Genomic DNA, 14254 nt, shown 5'->3' with positions numbered 1-14254 from the left:
TCCCTCTACTGCTTCGACCGCCCGGCGCTTCAGGCCGCGCCTCGGGCGCCGAACAACGGTCCGATCACCCTGGCCACTTGGAGGAGATGACGATCGGTATAGCGCGGCGAGGTCAGCGACAAGCCCACCGGCAGGCCGAAGGGACCCTTGAAGCCCGGGACCTGAATGACGGGAACATGCAGCAGGGTCCACATCGCATTGACCGCGGCATCGCCCGTCACCGTTCCGACAGGGGCTTCGCCCCGCGCGCTCGGCGTCAACACGGCATCGAAACCGGCGGCGAGCTCGTCGAAGGCTATCCGGCACTGCGCCGCGGAATCATAGGCCGCCACCAGCGCTCCCTTGGTGACGCCCTTGCTGTTCTTGGCCATGGCAGTAAGATCCTCATGCAGGAGCTCCGGCTGCGCCCGGATCTCGCTGAGAAAGCTCACCTGGGCCTCGCCAGCCATCACGGTCGCGTGGTTATCGGGGAGCGCCGAAAAGGCCGCCGGCAAATCCAGCGGCGCGACCTCGGCGCCTGCGTCCCTCAAGAGGTTGATCCCACGGTCGAACGCCTCCCACGTTGCCGGTTCGGTCTTGTCCCAGGCGGGAGACCGGCAGGCCACGATGCGGGCGCCGCGCAGTGCGAAGGGCTTGACGGGGCCACGGTCCTCGAGGGCGAAGACATCGGCGAGCAGATCAAGATCTTCAGCCGAACGGGCGAAAAGGCCCAGCGTGTCGAGGCTCACCGACAGCATCTTGAGCCCTTCCCGGTTGATCGCGCCCCAGGTCGGCTTCATCGCGTAGACGCCGCAGAACGAACCGGGGCGAATCGTCGAGCCGGCGGTCTGCGTGCCGAGGCTGATCGGGACCTGAAAGTCGCCGACGACCGCCGCCGAGCCGCTCGACGAGCCGCCGGGCGTGCGGCTGGGGTCGAGCGGATGGCGCGCCGTGCCGCCGCGCGTCACGGACGCGAACTCCGTCGTATCGGTCTTTCCGAAGATCAGGGCGCCCGCTGCGCGCAACGTCTTGATGCAGCCCGCGTCGACGGTGGGGAAGCTCCCCTTGTAGAGCGGCGAATTGTGCTGCGTCGGCATGTCGGCTGTCATGATGACGTCCTTGACCGCGATGGGTATGCCGTGCAGCGGACCCTTGACCTCCCGTTTGTCGAGTTCGCGGGCGTTGCGCAGAATGAGCTCGGGGTCGAGATGGACCCAGCCCCTCACCATGGGATCGCGCGCGCGGATGCGCGCGAGGCAGGCCTGCGCCATCTCCTCGACGGAGAGCAGTCCCTCCCGCATGAGACCCAGGGCCTGGGTCGCGGTCAGTTCGTTGGCGCTTTCCATAATGGACTCCGAAAAATAGGTCGGGGGACGGCCCCAAAAGCGTCAATAGATGGCGAATATCCGCCTGATTTCGTCGGGTTCGTTTGTGACCGTCAAAGCGAGCGCAAGCAGCAGACGCGCCTTCTGCGGATTGAGGTTGTCGGCAGGAAGCATACCCAGCGCCTTCGCCTTGGAGCCGTCGAGCGCCACGCCGCTTCCCGCCCGCGTCGAGAGCGCGACGGCGACGCCGGCCTGGACAGCCTCCCTGATCGCCTCCGCATCGCCCGGCGTCACCATGCCCGGCGCAAAGGCGGCGGCGACGATCCCCTTCGCCCCGGCCGCCGTGAAAGCCCGGATCGCCGAACCATCCGAACCGGCATAGGCATAGGCGATGTCCACGCGCGGCAGGGCGTCGAGCCGCCGGATGTCAAATTCGGCCTCCGGCGCGTTCCGCCGCTCCGTCCGGCGATAATAGCGGACATGGTCGCCGTCGACGCTGCCGAGCACGCCGAAGTCCGGCGTCCGGAAGGTCTGCAGGCGGAAGGTCGAGGTTTTCGTCACCTCGCGCGCCGCCTGGATTTCGTCGTTGAGCACGACGAGCACGCCGCGTCCGCGTGAGGCTGGGCTGGCCGCCGTCCGGATAGCCGCCACCAGATTCATGGCGGCGTCGGTGGACAGGCCGCTCAGCGGACGCTGCGAACCGACGACCACGACCGGCACGGGAACCCGCACGGTGAGATTGAGGAAATACGCCGTTTCCTCGAGAGTCGCAGTGCCGTGGCCGATCACGATGCCGCTCAGATCAGGATTCTCCCGCACGAGCTGCTCGCAGAGCGCTCCGAGTTCTTTCCATTCGGGAAAGTAGATGGCGGGGCTCGGAATGTTCCGGAACTTGACGACAAGGAGGTCGGCGACCTCGTTCACGCTCGGAACCGCCGCCAAAATCTCCTCGGCGTGCAGCATCGTGTTGTTGGCGGTGTAATCCAAGATGTCGAGCGGACCCTTGCCAATCGAGGAGATCGTGCCGCCCGTCCCGATGAACGCCACCTTCTTACGCGCCATGAACCCACCCCATCCAGCATCCCAATCGTCAAGCCTGCGAATCTAGCCGACGAATTGCATCGACGCCCAAGCATCTTTTGTCCACAAGCGATGAGAAATCGTCATTTGGCGAAGGCCGTTCCACCGCCGAGCATGGTGGGTCGCGAAGCGCAGGTCGCGTCGCCGCGCGCAAGGGGAAAGTAGAGGTTTGGACAATGGACGTCGGTGTTTTTATTCCGATCGGCAATAATGGCTGGATCATCTCGGCGACCTCGCCGCAATACATGCCGACCTTCGATCTCAACCGCACGATCGTCCAGAAGGCCGAGCATTACGGGCTCGATTTCGCGTTGTCGATGATCAAGCTGCACGGCTATGGCGGCCCGACGGAATACTGGGACTACAATCTCGAATCATTCACGCTGATGGCCGGGCTCGCGGCGGTGACGAGCCGCATCAAGCTGCTGGCCTCCGTGGCCGTGCTGACGCTGCCGCCGGCCCTTGTCGCCCGCATGGCGGTGACGATCGATTCGATCGCGCCCGGCCGTTTCGGCGTCAATATCGTCTCGGGCTGGCAGAAGGCCGAATACGACCAGATGGGCCTGTGGCCGGGCGACGAATATTTCGGCCACCGCTACGATTATTCCAGCGAGTTCGTGGCGGTGATGAAAGACCTTTGGGAGAAGGGCGCGTCCGACTTCAAGGGCCGCTTCTTCGCCATGAGCGATTGCCGGCTGCTGCCGCATCCGAGCCAGCCGATCACCATCGTCTCGGCCGGCCAGAGCGAACGCGGCATGCGCTTCGTATCCGACTATTGCGACTATAGTTTCGTCGCCACCAACGGCGTGAACAATCCCGGCGCCATCGCGCCGACGATCGCGCGCCTGAACAGCGCGACGGCCGGAGCTGCGCGGGCGATCGGCGCGCTCGTGCTCATCACGATCATCGCCGACGAGACCGACGAAGCCGCCAACGCCAAGCTGCAATACTACAACGCCGGCGCCGACCTCGAGGCCCTCGCCTGGATGGGGTCGCAAAGCGGCATGGACAAGAAGGCCTCAAAGGAGTCCACCGCGGCCCTGCTGGCCAACGCCAAGCAGAATGCGCAGCCAAGCTACCTCCAGACGCTGTGCGGGTCCTACGCGACGATCGCGGCCGCTCTCGACGAGATCGCCTCGATCGACGGCGTGGCCGGCGTCATGCTGGCCTTCGACGACTTCGTACTCGGCATGGAGCAGTTCGGACGCCACATCCAACCGCTGATGAAAAGCCGCGCCCATATCCCCATGGCGGCGGCCTGAATGCGACCGCAACGCAAGGAGGCCTTCCCCTCATGAAGATCGGCGTCTTCATCCCGATCGGCAGCCGCGGCTGGCTGATATCGACCACATCGCCCAAGACCATGCCGAGCTTCGACCTCAACCGGACCGTTGTGCAGCGCGCCGAGTTCTATGGGCTCGATTTCGCGCTCTCGATGATCAAGCTGCGCGGTTACGACGGGCCCAGCGAATATTGGGTCCACAACCTCGAATCCTTCACCCTCATGGCGGGGATCGCCGCAGTGACGCAGCGCATCCAGCTTTTCGCCTCCGTGGCGGTGCTGACCATGCCGCCGGCCCTCGTCGCTCGAATGGCGGTGACCGTCGATTCCATCGCGCCCGGCCGCTTTGGCGTCAACATCGTGACCGGCTGGCAGCCTAAGGAATACCAGCAGATGGGGCTCTGGCCGGGCGACGAGCACTTTGCCCGCCGCTACGACTATGTGTCCGAATATGTGCAGATCATGCGGGAGTTGTGGATGACCGGCCGGTCGGACTTCAAGGGCGACTTCTTCCAGATGGACGATTGTGTGCTCAGCCCCCGGCCGTCGCGCCCAATCCCCATCGTCGGCGCAGGTCAGAGCGATCGCGGCATGCGGTTCGTCGCCGAATATGGGGATTTCAACTTCGTGGGCGCGCCCGGCCTCAACGACACGAAGGGAGCCGCCAGCGTCGTCGACCGGCTCCAGGCGGCTGTTTCGGCGACGGGACGCGACGTTGGCGCTCTGCTGCTGCTGATGATCATCGCCGCCGAAACCGACGACGCTGCTTTCGCGAAATGGCAGCACTACAAGGACGGCACTGACGTCCAGGCCCTGCAATGGCAGGCCGACCAGGCCGGCGCGGACGTCAAGGCCCAGGACGGCTCGACCGCGTCCAATCTCGCGCGGGTGATCAAGGACCCTCAGCCGACCGGCATCCTGAAGCTGATCGGCTCCTACGCCAGCGTTGCGCGCATGCTCGACGACTTCGCGGCCATCCAGGGCCTCAAAGGCGTGATGCTGACCTTCGATGACTTCATCATCGGGATGGAGCAATTCGGCGAGCATATCCAGCCGCGCATGAAGAGCCGGGCCAAGGCGGCGGCCTCGACTGCGGTCTGATCGCCCCGCGCATCGCAGCGGCCGCGCCGAGCCGCTGCGCCTAGTCGAGCGGCAGATGCCTGCGTTTTCATCGCGAGGCGATTTCATCGGAAGATGAGAATAGCTCGCTTGGTCGTCGCCCGCCGCGGTGAGACGCTCAGGCATTCAAGAGCGGGGACGAAGATGACAAACCGACAAGGAATAAGCGATTCTGGCTTGACGCGCCGGCGCCTGCTCAAGGGCGCCGCTACGGTTGCGGGCGTTGCGGCGGGCTCGGGAGCGATCACCGGCTTCCCCACGATCTGGGCTCAGAACATCAAGGACGTCACGCTGACGCATGTCGGCCAGTCCTTCTCGGTCATCCCGCAGATCGGCGAGCAGGCCAGCAAGGATCTCGGCTTCAAGATCGACATGCAGACCGTTGACTACGCCACCCAGCTCAACCGCCTGTTCACCCAGCCCGACTCGATCGACATCGCGGATCTGTCAATCAACGTCGTGCCAGACATCATGAAGCAGAAGATCGGCCTGGCGATCCCGGTGTCCAAATACAAATGGTGGGACAAGACGATGCCGCTCTTCTCGAAGGGCGAATATCCCAACGGAAAGAAGGCCTCGGTCGAGGGCGGCGCGCCGATCAAATTCCAGTATTACGCGGACAAGGAGGGCACGACGCTGTCGCCCACCCCCACCGATTATCTGACCAGCATCCCGAGCCTCACCAACGCCGACACGCTGGGAATCAGGCCCGATCTCATCGGCCGCAAGATCGACAGTTGGGCGGAGCTGATCAACCCGCAATTCAAGGGCAAGGCTGCGCTCGTCGATGAATCGGACATCGGCATTCTCGACGCCGTCATGGCGCTCGAGGCCTCCGGCGCCATGAAATACGGCGACAAGGGCAACCTGACCAAGGCCGAAATCGATAAGACCATTGCGGCTTTGATCGACCTCAAGAAGGGTGGGCAGTTCCGCTCCTTCTGGCAGAACTTCGATCAGTCCGTCAGCTTGATGGCCTCCGGCGAGGTGGTGATCCAGTCGATGTGGTCGCCGGCCGTGACCGCCGTGCGCACCCGCGGCATCGCCTGCGAGTTCGTGCCGCTGAAGGAAGGCTATCGCGGCTGGGGCGTCACCCTGGTGCCACTAAAGCATCTGTCGGGGCTCAAGCTCGACGCGGCCATGGAATATCTCAACTGGTACAATTCCGGCTGGCAGGGCGCCTTCATCGCCCGACAAGGCTATTACGGCACCGTACCGGAGACCACCAAGAAATTCCTTGAACCCTATGAGTGGGATTACTGGTACGAGGGCAAGGCGGCCGCGCAGGACATCAAGGATCCGTTCGGCAAGCTGATGGAGAAAGCCGGCAACAAGCGTGACGGCGGCGCCCTTTGGGATCGCATGGGCAATGTCGCGGTCTGGAACTGCCTCATGGACGAGCAGCGCTACCTCACGAAGCGCTGGAACGAATTCATTTCGGCATGAGTCTGGCCGCGCGCCTCGAGCAAACCGCAAAAACGGGCGCGCCCATCGCGTTCAGGACAAAACGGCCATGGCCGGGCGCGATCGTTTCCTGGCTGCAGGCCGCGCCGCTTGCTCTCGTCTTGCTGCTGATGTTCGTTGCGCCGCTCGCTTTCGTGGTCGTGGTGAGTTTCTTCGATTACGGCCGGGTGGATATCTATCCGGCCTTCATGCTCGACAATTACGTCGAGGTCTTTACGTCGGAAGTCACGGGTCGGCTTTATCTGAAGACGCTTGAATATGCCGCGCTGGTCGAGGCGATCACGCTCGTCCTCGGATTTTTCGTCGCGTACTACCTGACCTTCCATGTGCGCACGCTGCGGTGGCGCATCGTGCTGCTCCTCGCCTGCTCGATCCCGTTTTTCACCTCCAATGTGATTCGCATGATTTCCTGGATTCCGTTTCTCGGGCGCGAGGGAATTCTGAATGACGCCGTCATGGCGACGCATCTGGTCAGCCAACCGCTCGACTTCCTCTTGTTTTCCGACTTCGCAGTCGTAGTCGCCTATGTCCATATCTTCACGCTGATGATGGTCGCGCCTGTCGTGAATTCGATGGCGAAGATCGACCGCGGCCTGATCGCCGCCGCACGGGATGCCGGCGCCACCGAGGGGCAGATCGTGCGCGACATCATCATCCCCCTGTCGAAGACGGGCATCGCGCTCGGCTCCGTGCTCGTGCTCACCCAAGTGATGGGCGACTATTACATCGTGCGCATGCTGAGCGGCGGAAAGAGCGCCGGCGTCGTGACCGGCATCGCGACCCAGCTCAACGCCTTCGAATATCCGCCAGCGGCAGCGAGTTCCGTAGTGCTCCTGATCGTCGTGATCACGCTCGTTGTGGGCATCTTCAGCCTCGTCGACGTGCGCAAGGAACTCGCCGCATGAGGAGCCGCCGATGATGACCGAGGTGGGCCAGCCGCGCCCGAAATCCTTCTACGTGCTTGGGTTCTTCTTTCTTCTGTTCCTGGCCTTTCTCTACGGGCCGATGATCGTGATCTTCATCCTGTCGTTCCAGGGGCCGGATGGCGGGATGAGCTTCCCGATGGTCGGGCGCTCGACCTTGTGGTTCCAGCAACTGCTATCGGGGACAGGCCGGATCGGCGACATCCCCAGCGCCTTTGTCCGCTCGCTGGAGATGGCCCTGGTCGCGGCAGCCCTCACGGCGGCGATCTGCGTGTCGGCCGGCATGGCGTTCCGGCGCCGTTTCCGGGGCTCTGGACTGCTCTTCTACACCGCCGTTTCGAGCCTCGTCATGCCGAGCCTGTTCGTCGGGTTCGGCATCGCGCTCGGCTTCAAGGAACTGGGCTGGAAAACGAGCCTCTTCACATCCGGGCTCGGCGCCCAGCTCACCTGGACGCTGCCGTTCGGCTTGATGATCACCTTCGCCACCATCGGCCGTTTCGATCGCCGCTACGAGGAGGCCGCAACCGATCTCGGCGCAAGCAGTTGGCAACGCTTCCGCGACGTGATCCTGCCGATCATCCTGCCTGGCGTCATCGGGGTCGCACTATTCGGCTTCACTCTGTCCTACGACGAATTCGCCCGATCGTCGCTGACCGTGGGAACGGCCAACACTCTGCCGCTCGAAATCTGGGCCATGACGACCGCAGCCACCTCTCCGGTCCTCTTCGCCCTCGGTACGGTTACGACCGTCGTGTCGTTCTGCGTGCTGACCGCGGCCCTGGTCACGATCGGGGTCATTATGCGGCGCAGGGCCGGCAGCGGCCGGCCTGCGACGTCCTGAGAAAGGCGCCGATCGATGAACGCGCGACACCCCATCAACACCCCGGCGACCCCGCTCGCCCAAGCCGCCGCGGCTCCGTCCCGCTACGACGTAGAACTCGTCGCCGTGAGCAAGAGCTACGCTGGCGCCGCGGCTGTCGAGACAATCTCTTTGCGGATTCCGAAGGCAAGCTATTGCTGCCTGCTCGGGCCGAGCGGGTGCGGCAAGTCGACAACGCTGCGGATGATCGCCGGTCACGAACAGGTCAGCGCGGGCGACATCCTGATTGGCGATCGCAATGTCACCGATGCGCCGCCGGCCGCCCGCGGAACATCCATGATGTTCCAGAATTACGCGCTCTTTCCCCATATGACGGCGGTCGATAACGTCGCTTACAGCCTCAAGGTGCGAGGGGTCGCCAAGGTAGAGCGGCGCGCGCGAGCGCGCGAGTTCCTCGACCTCGTGCGGATGAGCAGTTTCGCCGAGCGCCTGCCAGCCCAGATGTCCGGCGGCCAGCAGCAGCGCGTCGCTCTGGCGCGCGCCCTGATCACCCGGCCGCAGGTCCTCCTGCTCGACGAGCCTCTGTCGGCGCTCGATCCCTTCCTGCGCGAACACATGCGCGGCGAACTCAAGCGCCTTCAGCGCGAACTCGGCATCAGTTTCGTCCACGTGACCCATAGCCAGGAAGAGGCCATGGCGCTCGCGGACATGGTGGTGGTCATGGAAGCCGGCCATATCCGGCAGACGGGCTCGGCGCGGGAGATATTCGAGAAGCCGAACACGGCCTTCGTGGCCCGCTTTATCGGCGGTCACAATGTGATCGCCACCCCCGGCGGCCAAGTTGCGGTGAGAGCCGACCGGTGCCGTTTGGGCTCAGCGGGCAGCCTGACGAGCCTGAGCGGCCACGCCGCCAATATCGAGTATCTCGGGCCGATGGTGCGCGTTTCGGTGGCGACGGACAACGGTCTGGACGCGGCGGCCTTGATCCCCGACGAGTTGTTCTTCACGGCGCCGGTCGATATCGGCCACGCCGTCACGCTGATCTGGTCTGAGAGGGATGCTCACGCCTTGTCGGACTGAGGAAAGCCCGGCCGACGGGCTTGCGCTCTCGACGCGGCATGCATCGTTCTCGACGTCGACCTCGGCGCCCAGCCAATCCAGGAAGGCCCGGACGGGCCGTGACTCCGCGCCGCGCTGCCGCACGGTGTAGTAACGGCACGAGACGGGGTAGGCCTGATCGGAGATCAGGATCAACCGCCGATCCGCAAGGGCGGCGGCGATCAGCCGGTTCCGCCCCAGCAATATGCCGTGGCCCTTGATGGCGGCGTCGATCGCCAGACTGGACTGGTTGAAGCGCAGGCCGCCGGCCACGTCCCGCATCGCCGTCTGCGTCGCCTCGAAGTAGCGTCGCCAAGTTGGAAACTGATCGCTGGCCTTGTCGTCGTGGATGAGAGGCAGTTCGGCCAGGGCGGCCTCGTGGCTGAGACCCGCATCCGACAGCAGAGCGGGAGAGCAGACCGGTAATATCTGCTCGTCCATGAGATATTCCACCTTGCGGCTCGGATGGTCATCGGAACAGCAGATCGACACGTCGAACGGGCCGTCGTCGAAGTCGCGCTGGGCGATCACGGTCGAGATGCTGACGTCGATCTCGGGGGCGCTGACGAAGAAACGTTGAAGCTTGGGCATCAGCCAAAGAGCGGCGACGGAAGGAGAGGCCGCCACCGTGATCTTCTGCCGCCCGCCCCGACGATTAAGCGCGAGAAAAGCCGACTCGAGTTTGTTGAACCCGTCGGAGAGTTCCTGCAGGGCGCTCGACGTCGCCGCCGTGAGGACCAGCTTGCCGCCCTTGCGCTCGAACAAGCTGGTTTCGAGGAACTCCTCGAGGGAACGGATCTGATGGCTGATGGCCGTTGGCGTGACGCAGAGTTCGGACGCGGCCCGCGTGAAGTTGAGGTGACGGGCGGCGCACTCGAACGCTCGCAATGCATTCAAGGGGATGTAGGTCCGCATGCGTCAAGCTCCAATCGGCGCCGACCCTCAACAATCCGTCGCGTTTCTTCCCCTTTGAAATGATTGCATCGAACGCCCCGGCGAACGAGGTCGAAGTTTTCGTAATGCAGCGCCGAAGCGCTGGGTAATCCGCGCAAGCCGTGTTTGCGCGCCGGCGACGCCGTCAGGCGGCCGCCTTCAGGCGATCGGCGCGCGACGACATCAGCGGCTGAACGCGCCGACCGAAATCTTCCATGCCGACGACAAAATCGTCGAAGGTCAGCATGATTCCCTTGGTGCCAGGGACGGTCGCCGCTTCATCGAGCATGCTTGCGACATTGGCGTAAGAGCCCACCAGCGTGCCCATGTTGAAATTGACCGCCTGCTCGGGCAGGTTGATTGTCTTGGCCGTCGAACTTGAATCGGCGGTCTTGTCCTGGCCGCCCTGATCGGCCATCCAGGCGAGGGCTTGCACGTCGACGCCGTCCTTGTATTTTTTCCACTTGGCCTGCGCCGCTTCGTCCGTCTCATCGGCAATGATCATGAACAGCACATAGGCGCCGACGTCGCGGCCGGTTTTCTCGACCGCGGCGAGCAATTGCTTGTTGAGCGCGATATGGGCGGTCGGCGTGTTGCAGCCGCTGCCGAGAACGAAATTGTAGTCGGCATATTTGGCGGCGAACTCCATGCCGACCGGACTCTGGCCGGCGGCGACGATCTTCACGTCGCCCTTCGGGGTCGGCTTCATGCGGCAGTCGTCCATCGTGAAGTGCTTGCCCTTGAAGTTGGACTCGCCCTTCTCCCACAGCTCTTTCATCACCTGGACATATTCGGTCGAATAGCCGTAGCGGTAGCCGAAATAATCGTCGCTCGGCCACAGGCCCATCTGATCGTATTCCGCCTTCTGCCAGCCTGAGACGATGTTGATGCCAAAGCGTCCGTTCGAAATCGAATCGATGGTGGTCGCCATGCGCGCCACGATTGCCGGCGGCAGCGTCAGCACCGCCGTCGACGCGAACAGTTTGATCTTGTCGGTGACCGCGGCGAGGCCAGCCATCAATGTGAAGGACTCAAGATTATAATCCCAGAACTCGCTGGCGCCGCCAAAGCCGCGCAGTTTGATCATCGACAGCGCGAAATCCAGCCCGTAGCCCTCGGCCAGTTGCACCACCTGCTTATTAAGCTCGAAACTCGGCATATATCGCGGCGAGGCGGTGGAAATCAGCCAGCCATTATTTCCAATCGGGATGAAAACGCCCATGTCCATCGAGTTTGGCTCCTGACGCAAGAATGAAAATATTTCAATGCAAGAGGGGCGCCAGCGACTTGTGTATGTCCGGACATGATGTTGACGCTGACGGAGGGAGCATGGGATGCTCAAACCCCGTTCATCTGCTTGCGAGATGGGCGCCGGCGGCGAGAAGCGCAAAAGCGTGAGTCGCCGTGGCCTTAGACTTGCGTCCCGTGGCGGCCGGGGATAGGCGAGATCAACGGACAAAAAACGGCTGGACGATCGCCGCCGTCGGGAGTCGCGCTAGGGGGCAGGCTAGGGATGAGCTTGAGTCATTTGGAAGAATTCGCGGTCGCCCCCGCTTTGTTTCGAGAGGCCGACCTTGCCGCGACGCTTGGATCGGAGCCTCTCGCCAGCGTGCCGCTCTATCTTCAGGTCGCGCGCCTGATCGAGCGGAAAATTCGCGAGGGATCGCTTAAGATCGGATCGTTGCTGCCGACTGAAATCGATTTGGCTAGGACGTTAAGCGTCAGCCGGCAAACCGTGCGGCACGCGATCGGCCATCTTCGCAATCAGGGAATGCTGTCGGCGCGTAAAGGCGTCGGCACGCGGGTGGAGGCCTCGCAACGCGACTCGCGGTCAAGCTTTTCGGTCCAGTCGGTCGCCGATCTCGTTGAATTGGCGCGTGAAACCGAGATGCGGATCGTCGCGCGCGAGGAGATCGAGGCGCGCGGCAAGCTCGCCGTGGAGCTCGCCTGCCGGCCCGGGCGCAAATGGCTACATTTCGCCGGCCCGCGCTATCACGTGCCTAATGCGACCGCTTTCTGCTGGTCGGAGGTCTATCTCGACGGGCGGCTGGCGCCGATCGTGCGCAAGATCGACGTCATCCGCCTCGCCGTGTTCGTGCTTGTGCAGGAGCAATCCGGCGAGCATATCGTTGAAATCAAACAAGATATACGGCCGGCGGTCATCGATGCGGAGCGCGCGTGCTGGATGGGGGCGATGGACGGCGATCTCGCTCTGGAGATCACCCGCCGCTACATCGCCTCAGGCGGCCGGCTTATCCAGCTCTCGAAGACCCTGCTGCCGGCCGATCGTTTCGCCTATTCCATGACGTTCCGGCCGGATTGAGCCGGCGGCGAGCACTCCGCTAGAGTGTCGCCCGGCCCGCCAATTCCGCGCTGCGATCCGGTCGTAGTGGCCTCGCCGACCACGCCGCACTTCATTGTATATGTCCGGACTTGGCATAGAGTTTGCTGCGGCGCCTGAATGTTCTCATCGCGCCTTCCGTCAATCTCCTTCGCTCCCGATTCTGCGCGTGGCGAACCCATCGAGAGGCGAACATGAGCCCGATTGAACGCTTGATGGCGCAAGCCCGCAGGACAATCATTGAGCGCATCGGCGTGATAGCCGGGCGGATTGCCACGCTCGCTTTATTCGGCCCCGCGGTCGCAGACTTGCCTTCGATCTTCGCCGATTTGAAGAGGACGCTTCTCTCCCCTGCTCTCCGCGTTGCGCGGACCACTCCCCAGGGCGCCCATCCGCAAATTTTCGTCGTCTCCGCTTGAGATTGGTGTGACATCTTGGGCAGCCGCGAGCGCAGGTCCTTCGCAAACAGCCAAGCGCGCTCGCCAGGCCGGAAAGGAACCTTCTGTGAATTCTGACGCTCCTCTCGACTTTCGACAACCTCTCGGCGACAGCGCGCTCGATACGCTTTTTCGCACCGCGCGCACGCAGAACAAATGGCGGGACCTCCCGGTCTCCGACGCCCTGCTGCGCGAACTCTATGATCTTGTCAAAATGGGACCAACCTCGGCCAATTGTTGTCCGGCGCGATTCGTCTTCGTGCGCGCCCTAGAGGGGAAGGATAAGCTCCGACCGGCGCTCTCGAGCGCCAACCTTGAAAAGACAATGAGCGCGCCGGTTACGGTCATCGTCGCCGAAGACACGCTGTTCTATGAGCAGCTTCCCCGGCTCTTTCCTCATGCCGATGCAAAGTCCTGGTTCACGTCCAGCCCCGCCATGGCGAAAGAGACCGCGTTTCGCAATGCTTCGCTGCAAGGCGCTTATCTCATCATGGCGGCGCGCGCCCTCGGCCTCGACGCGGGCCCAATGTCCGGTTTCAAACCCGATCTCGTCGACGAGGCCTTTTTCGCGGGCACGAGTTACAGAACTAATTTCCTTGTCAATCTCGGTTACGGCGACCCGGCCGGCGTCTTGTCGCGACTGCCGCGTCTCGATTTCGACGACGCCTGTCTATTCGCTTGATGCGTTTGCTTAGCAGCCTCAAGGAGCAGTCGATGCCGCCACTTCGTAGCCTGGCCGCGAACGCGGCCCCGAGGGAATCCGTCACACGCCAGGGCTTCCGTGACGCCATGTCTCGCCTCGTCGCGGCCGTGAACGTGATTACAACAGACGGACCCGCCGGCCGCGCCGGTTTCACCGCTTCGGCGGTCTGTAGCGTCACCGACTCGCCGCCGACGCTACTCGTCTGCCTTAACCGCGGCGCTTCAGCGAGCCCGGCCGTGCATGAGAATGGCGTGCTTTGCGTCAACGCGTTGAGTGACGGACAGCACAAAATATCCGACCTGTTCGGCGGCAAGACTCCGATGGCGCAGCGTTTCGCCGCCGCGCAATGGCTGGACACCACGACCGGCGCCCCCATGCTCGAGGGCGCCCTCGTCGCCTTCGATTGCCACATCGCCAAAACGGTTGATGTCGGAACCCATGCCGTATTGTTCTGCGAAGTGGTCGGCGTCCATGAAGGTCCGACGCGCAAGGCGCTTTTGTATTTCGGCCGCGCCTATCACGCCGTCAGTTTGCCCGATGCGGCCCAGGAGCAAAACGAAAACAGTTGACCTTTCATGCTCGTCTGCCGCGAGGCTCTACGAGAAAGATGGCAGCGCTGCCTTCCCTCAGTCAGTTAGATTTAAATTGTTGTAGATCATTGTTCATAAACGGCATCTATTCTTTGAGTATTGATCCATAATAGTCCTTCTCGGTACCCATCTTCACGCTCGATCACGGCCCATCATTCTT

The 14254-nt window shown here is 63.1% G+C and carries 12 protein-coding genes and 1 pseudogene; 9 read left to right on the top strand and 4 right to left on the bottom strand.

The genetic code is table 11. From position 1 onward, the window contains the following. Window positions 1-29 precede the first annotated feature (29 nt). Window positions 30-1325 carry an amidase gene (locus tag GSQ90_RS31100; RefSeq protein ID WP_158818871.1) on the bottom strand — a complete coding sequence of 432 codons (1296 nt, stop codon included), beginning with the start codon at window positions 1323-1325 and terminating at the stop codon, window positions 30-32. A 42-nt stretch (window positions 1326-1367) separates the two neighbouring features. After that, complete coding sequence (locus GSQ90_RS31095) at window positions 1368-2366, bottom strand: asparaginase (RefSeq protein ID WP_158818870.1); 999 nt, start codon at window positions 2364-2366, stop codon at window positions 1368-1370. A gap of 194 nt (window positions 2367-2560) precedes the next feature. Here GSQ90_RS31095 and rutA (GSQ90_RS31090) point away from each other — a divergent pair, with 194 nt between their 5' ends. The 6 genes from rutA (GSQ90_RS31090) (at window position 2561) to GSQ90_RS32625 (ending at window position 9072) form a co-directional block, all read left to right on the top strand. Then, window positions 2561-3646 (top strand): pyrimidine utilization protein A, encoded by a 1086-nt coding sequence (gene rutA / locus GSQ90_RS31090; protein ID WP_158818869.1) that lies wholly within the window; start codon window positions 2561-2563, stop codon window positions 3644-3646. A gap of 32 nt (window positions 3647-3678) precedes the next feature. Further along, on the top strand, window positions 3679-4767 hold the full coding sequence (rutA, locus tag GSQ90_RS31085; protein ID WP_158818868.1) for a pyrimidine utilization protein A: 1089 nt from the start codon (window positions 3679-3681) through the stop codon (window positions 4765-4767). 162 nt (window positions 4768-4929) lie between these two features. Next, window positions 4930-6231, top strand: coding sequence for a PotD/PotF family extracellular solute-binding protein (locus tag GSQ90_RS31080; RefSeq protein WP_158818867.1), 1302 nt, complete (start codon window positions 4930-4932; stop codon window positions 6229-6231). Then, entirely contained in the window at window positions 6228-7154 is a 927-nt protein-coding gene (locus tag GSQ90_RS31075; protein WP_158818866.1) for an ABC transporter permease, read from the top strand. The genes GSQ90_RS31080 and GSQ90_RS31075 overlap by 4 nt, the downstream gene beginning before the upstream one ends. Window positions 7155-7176: 22 nt before the next feature. Next, window positions 7177-8013: an ABC transporter permease gene (locus GSQ90_RS31070; RefSeq protein WP_210255037.1), complete on the top strand. Its 837-nt coding sequence runs from the start codon at window positions 7177-7179 to the stop codon at window positions 8011-8013. 15 nt (window positions 8014-8028) lie between these two features. Next, a complete protein-coding gene (locus tag GSQ90_RS32625; protein WP_158818865.1) occupies window positions 8029-9072 on the top strand; it encodes an ABC transporter ATP-binding protein in 1044 nt (347 codons plus the stop codon). 72 nt (window positions 9073-9144) lie between these two features. On the opposite strand, the pseudogene GSQ90_RS31060 reads toward GSQ90_RS32625, so the two are convergent. Both GSQ90_RS31060 and rutA (GSQ90_RS31055) read right to left on the bottom strand, forming a co-directional pair. Continuing rightward, a pseudogene (locus GSQ90_RS31060) lies at window positions 9145-10005 on the bottom strand (LysR substrate-binding domain-containing protein); the annotation flags it as partial. A gap of 163 nt (window positions 10006-10168) precedes the next feature. Next, complete coding sequence (gene rutA, locus GSQ90_RS31055; protein WP_158818863.1) at window positions 10169-11251, bottom strand: pyrimidine utilization protein A; 1083 nt, start codon at window positions 11249-11251, stop codon at window positions 10169-10171. A gap of 285 nt (window positions 11252-11536) precedes the next feature. Here rutA (GSQ90_RS31055) and GSQ90_RS31050 point away from each other — a divergent pair, with 285 nt between their 5' ends. The 3 genes from GSQ90_RS31050 (at window position 11537) to GSQ90_RS31040 (ending at window position 14073) form a co-directional block, all read left to right on the top strand. Next, complete coding sequence (locus GSQ90_RS31050; protein WP_158818862.1) at window positions 11537-12346, top strand: GntR family transcriptional regulator; 810 nt, start codon at window positions 11537-11539, stop codon at window positions 12344-12346. 522 nt (window positions 12347-12868) lie between these two features. Further along, window positions 12869-13483, top strand: coding sequence for a malonic semialdehyde reductase (locus GSQ90_RS31045; RefSeq protein WP_158818861.1), 615 nt, complete (start codon window positions 12869-12871; stop codon window positions 13481-13483). A 32-nt stretch (window positions 13484-13515) separates the two neighbouring features. Then, entirely contained in the window at window positions 13516-14073 is a 558-nt protein-coding gene (locus tag GSQ90_RS31040) for a flavin reductase (RefSeq protein WP_158818860.1), read from the top strand. Window positions 14074-14254: the final 181 nt, after the last annotated feature.

The sequence above is a fragment of the Methylocapsa sp. S129 genome, assembly GCF_009765995.1.
Classification (GTDB): Bacteria; Pseudomonadota; Alphaproteobacteria; order Rhizobiales; family Beijerinckiaceae; genus Roseiarcus.
This window is presented reverse-complemented; position numbering and strand designations above follow the sequence as displayed.

Excerpts from the sequence above, each read along its gene's own strand:
- GSQ90_RS31050 (WP_158818862.1), top strand. The coding sequence starts at position 11,537 with ATGAGCTTGAGTCATTTGGAAGAATTCGCGGTCGCCCCCGCTTTGTTT.
- GSQ90_RS31080 (WP_158818867.1), top strand. The coding sequence starts at position 4,930 with ATGACAAACCGACAAGGAATAAGCGATTCTGGCTTGACGCGCCGGCGC.
- rutA (WP_158818863.1), bottom strand. The coding sequence starts at position 11,251 with ATGGACATGGGCGTTTTCATCCCGATTGGAAATAATGGCTGGCTGATT.
- GSQ90_RS31095 (WP_158818870.1), bottom strand. The coding sequence starts at position 2,366 with ATGGCGCGTAAGAAGGTGGCGTTCATCGGGACGGGCGGCACGATCTCC.
- GSQ90_RS32625 (WP_158818865.1), top strand. The coding sequence starts at position 8,029 with ATGAACGCGCGACACCCCATCAACACCCCGGCGACCCCGCTCGCCCAA.
- rutA (WP_158818868.1), top strand. The coding sequence starts at position 3,679 with ATGAAGATCGGCGTCTTCATCCCGATCGGCAGCCGCGGCTGGCTGATA.
- GSQ90_RS31075 (WP_158818866.1), top strand. The coding sequence starts at position 6,228 with ATGAGTCTGGCCGCGCGCCTCGAGCAAACCGCAAAAACGGGCGCGCCC.
- GSQ90_RS31040 (WP_158818860.1), top strand. The coding sequence starts at position 13,516 with ATGCCGCCACTTCGTAGCCTGGCCGCGAACGCGGCCCCGAGGGAATCC.
- rutA (WP_158818869.1), top strand. The coding sequence starts at position 2,561 with ATGGACGTCGGTGTTTTTATTCCGATCGGCAATAATGGCTGGATCATC.
- GSQ90_RS31100 (WP_158818871.1), bottom strand. The coding sequence starts at position 1,325 with ATGGAAAGCGCCAACGAACTGACCGCGACCCAGGCCCTGGGTCTCATG.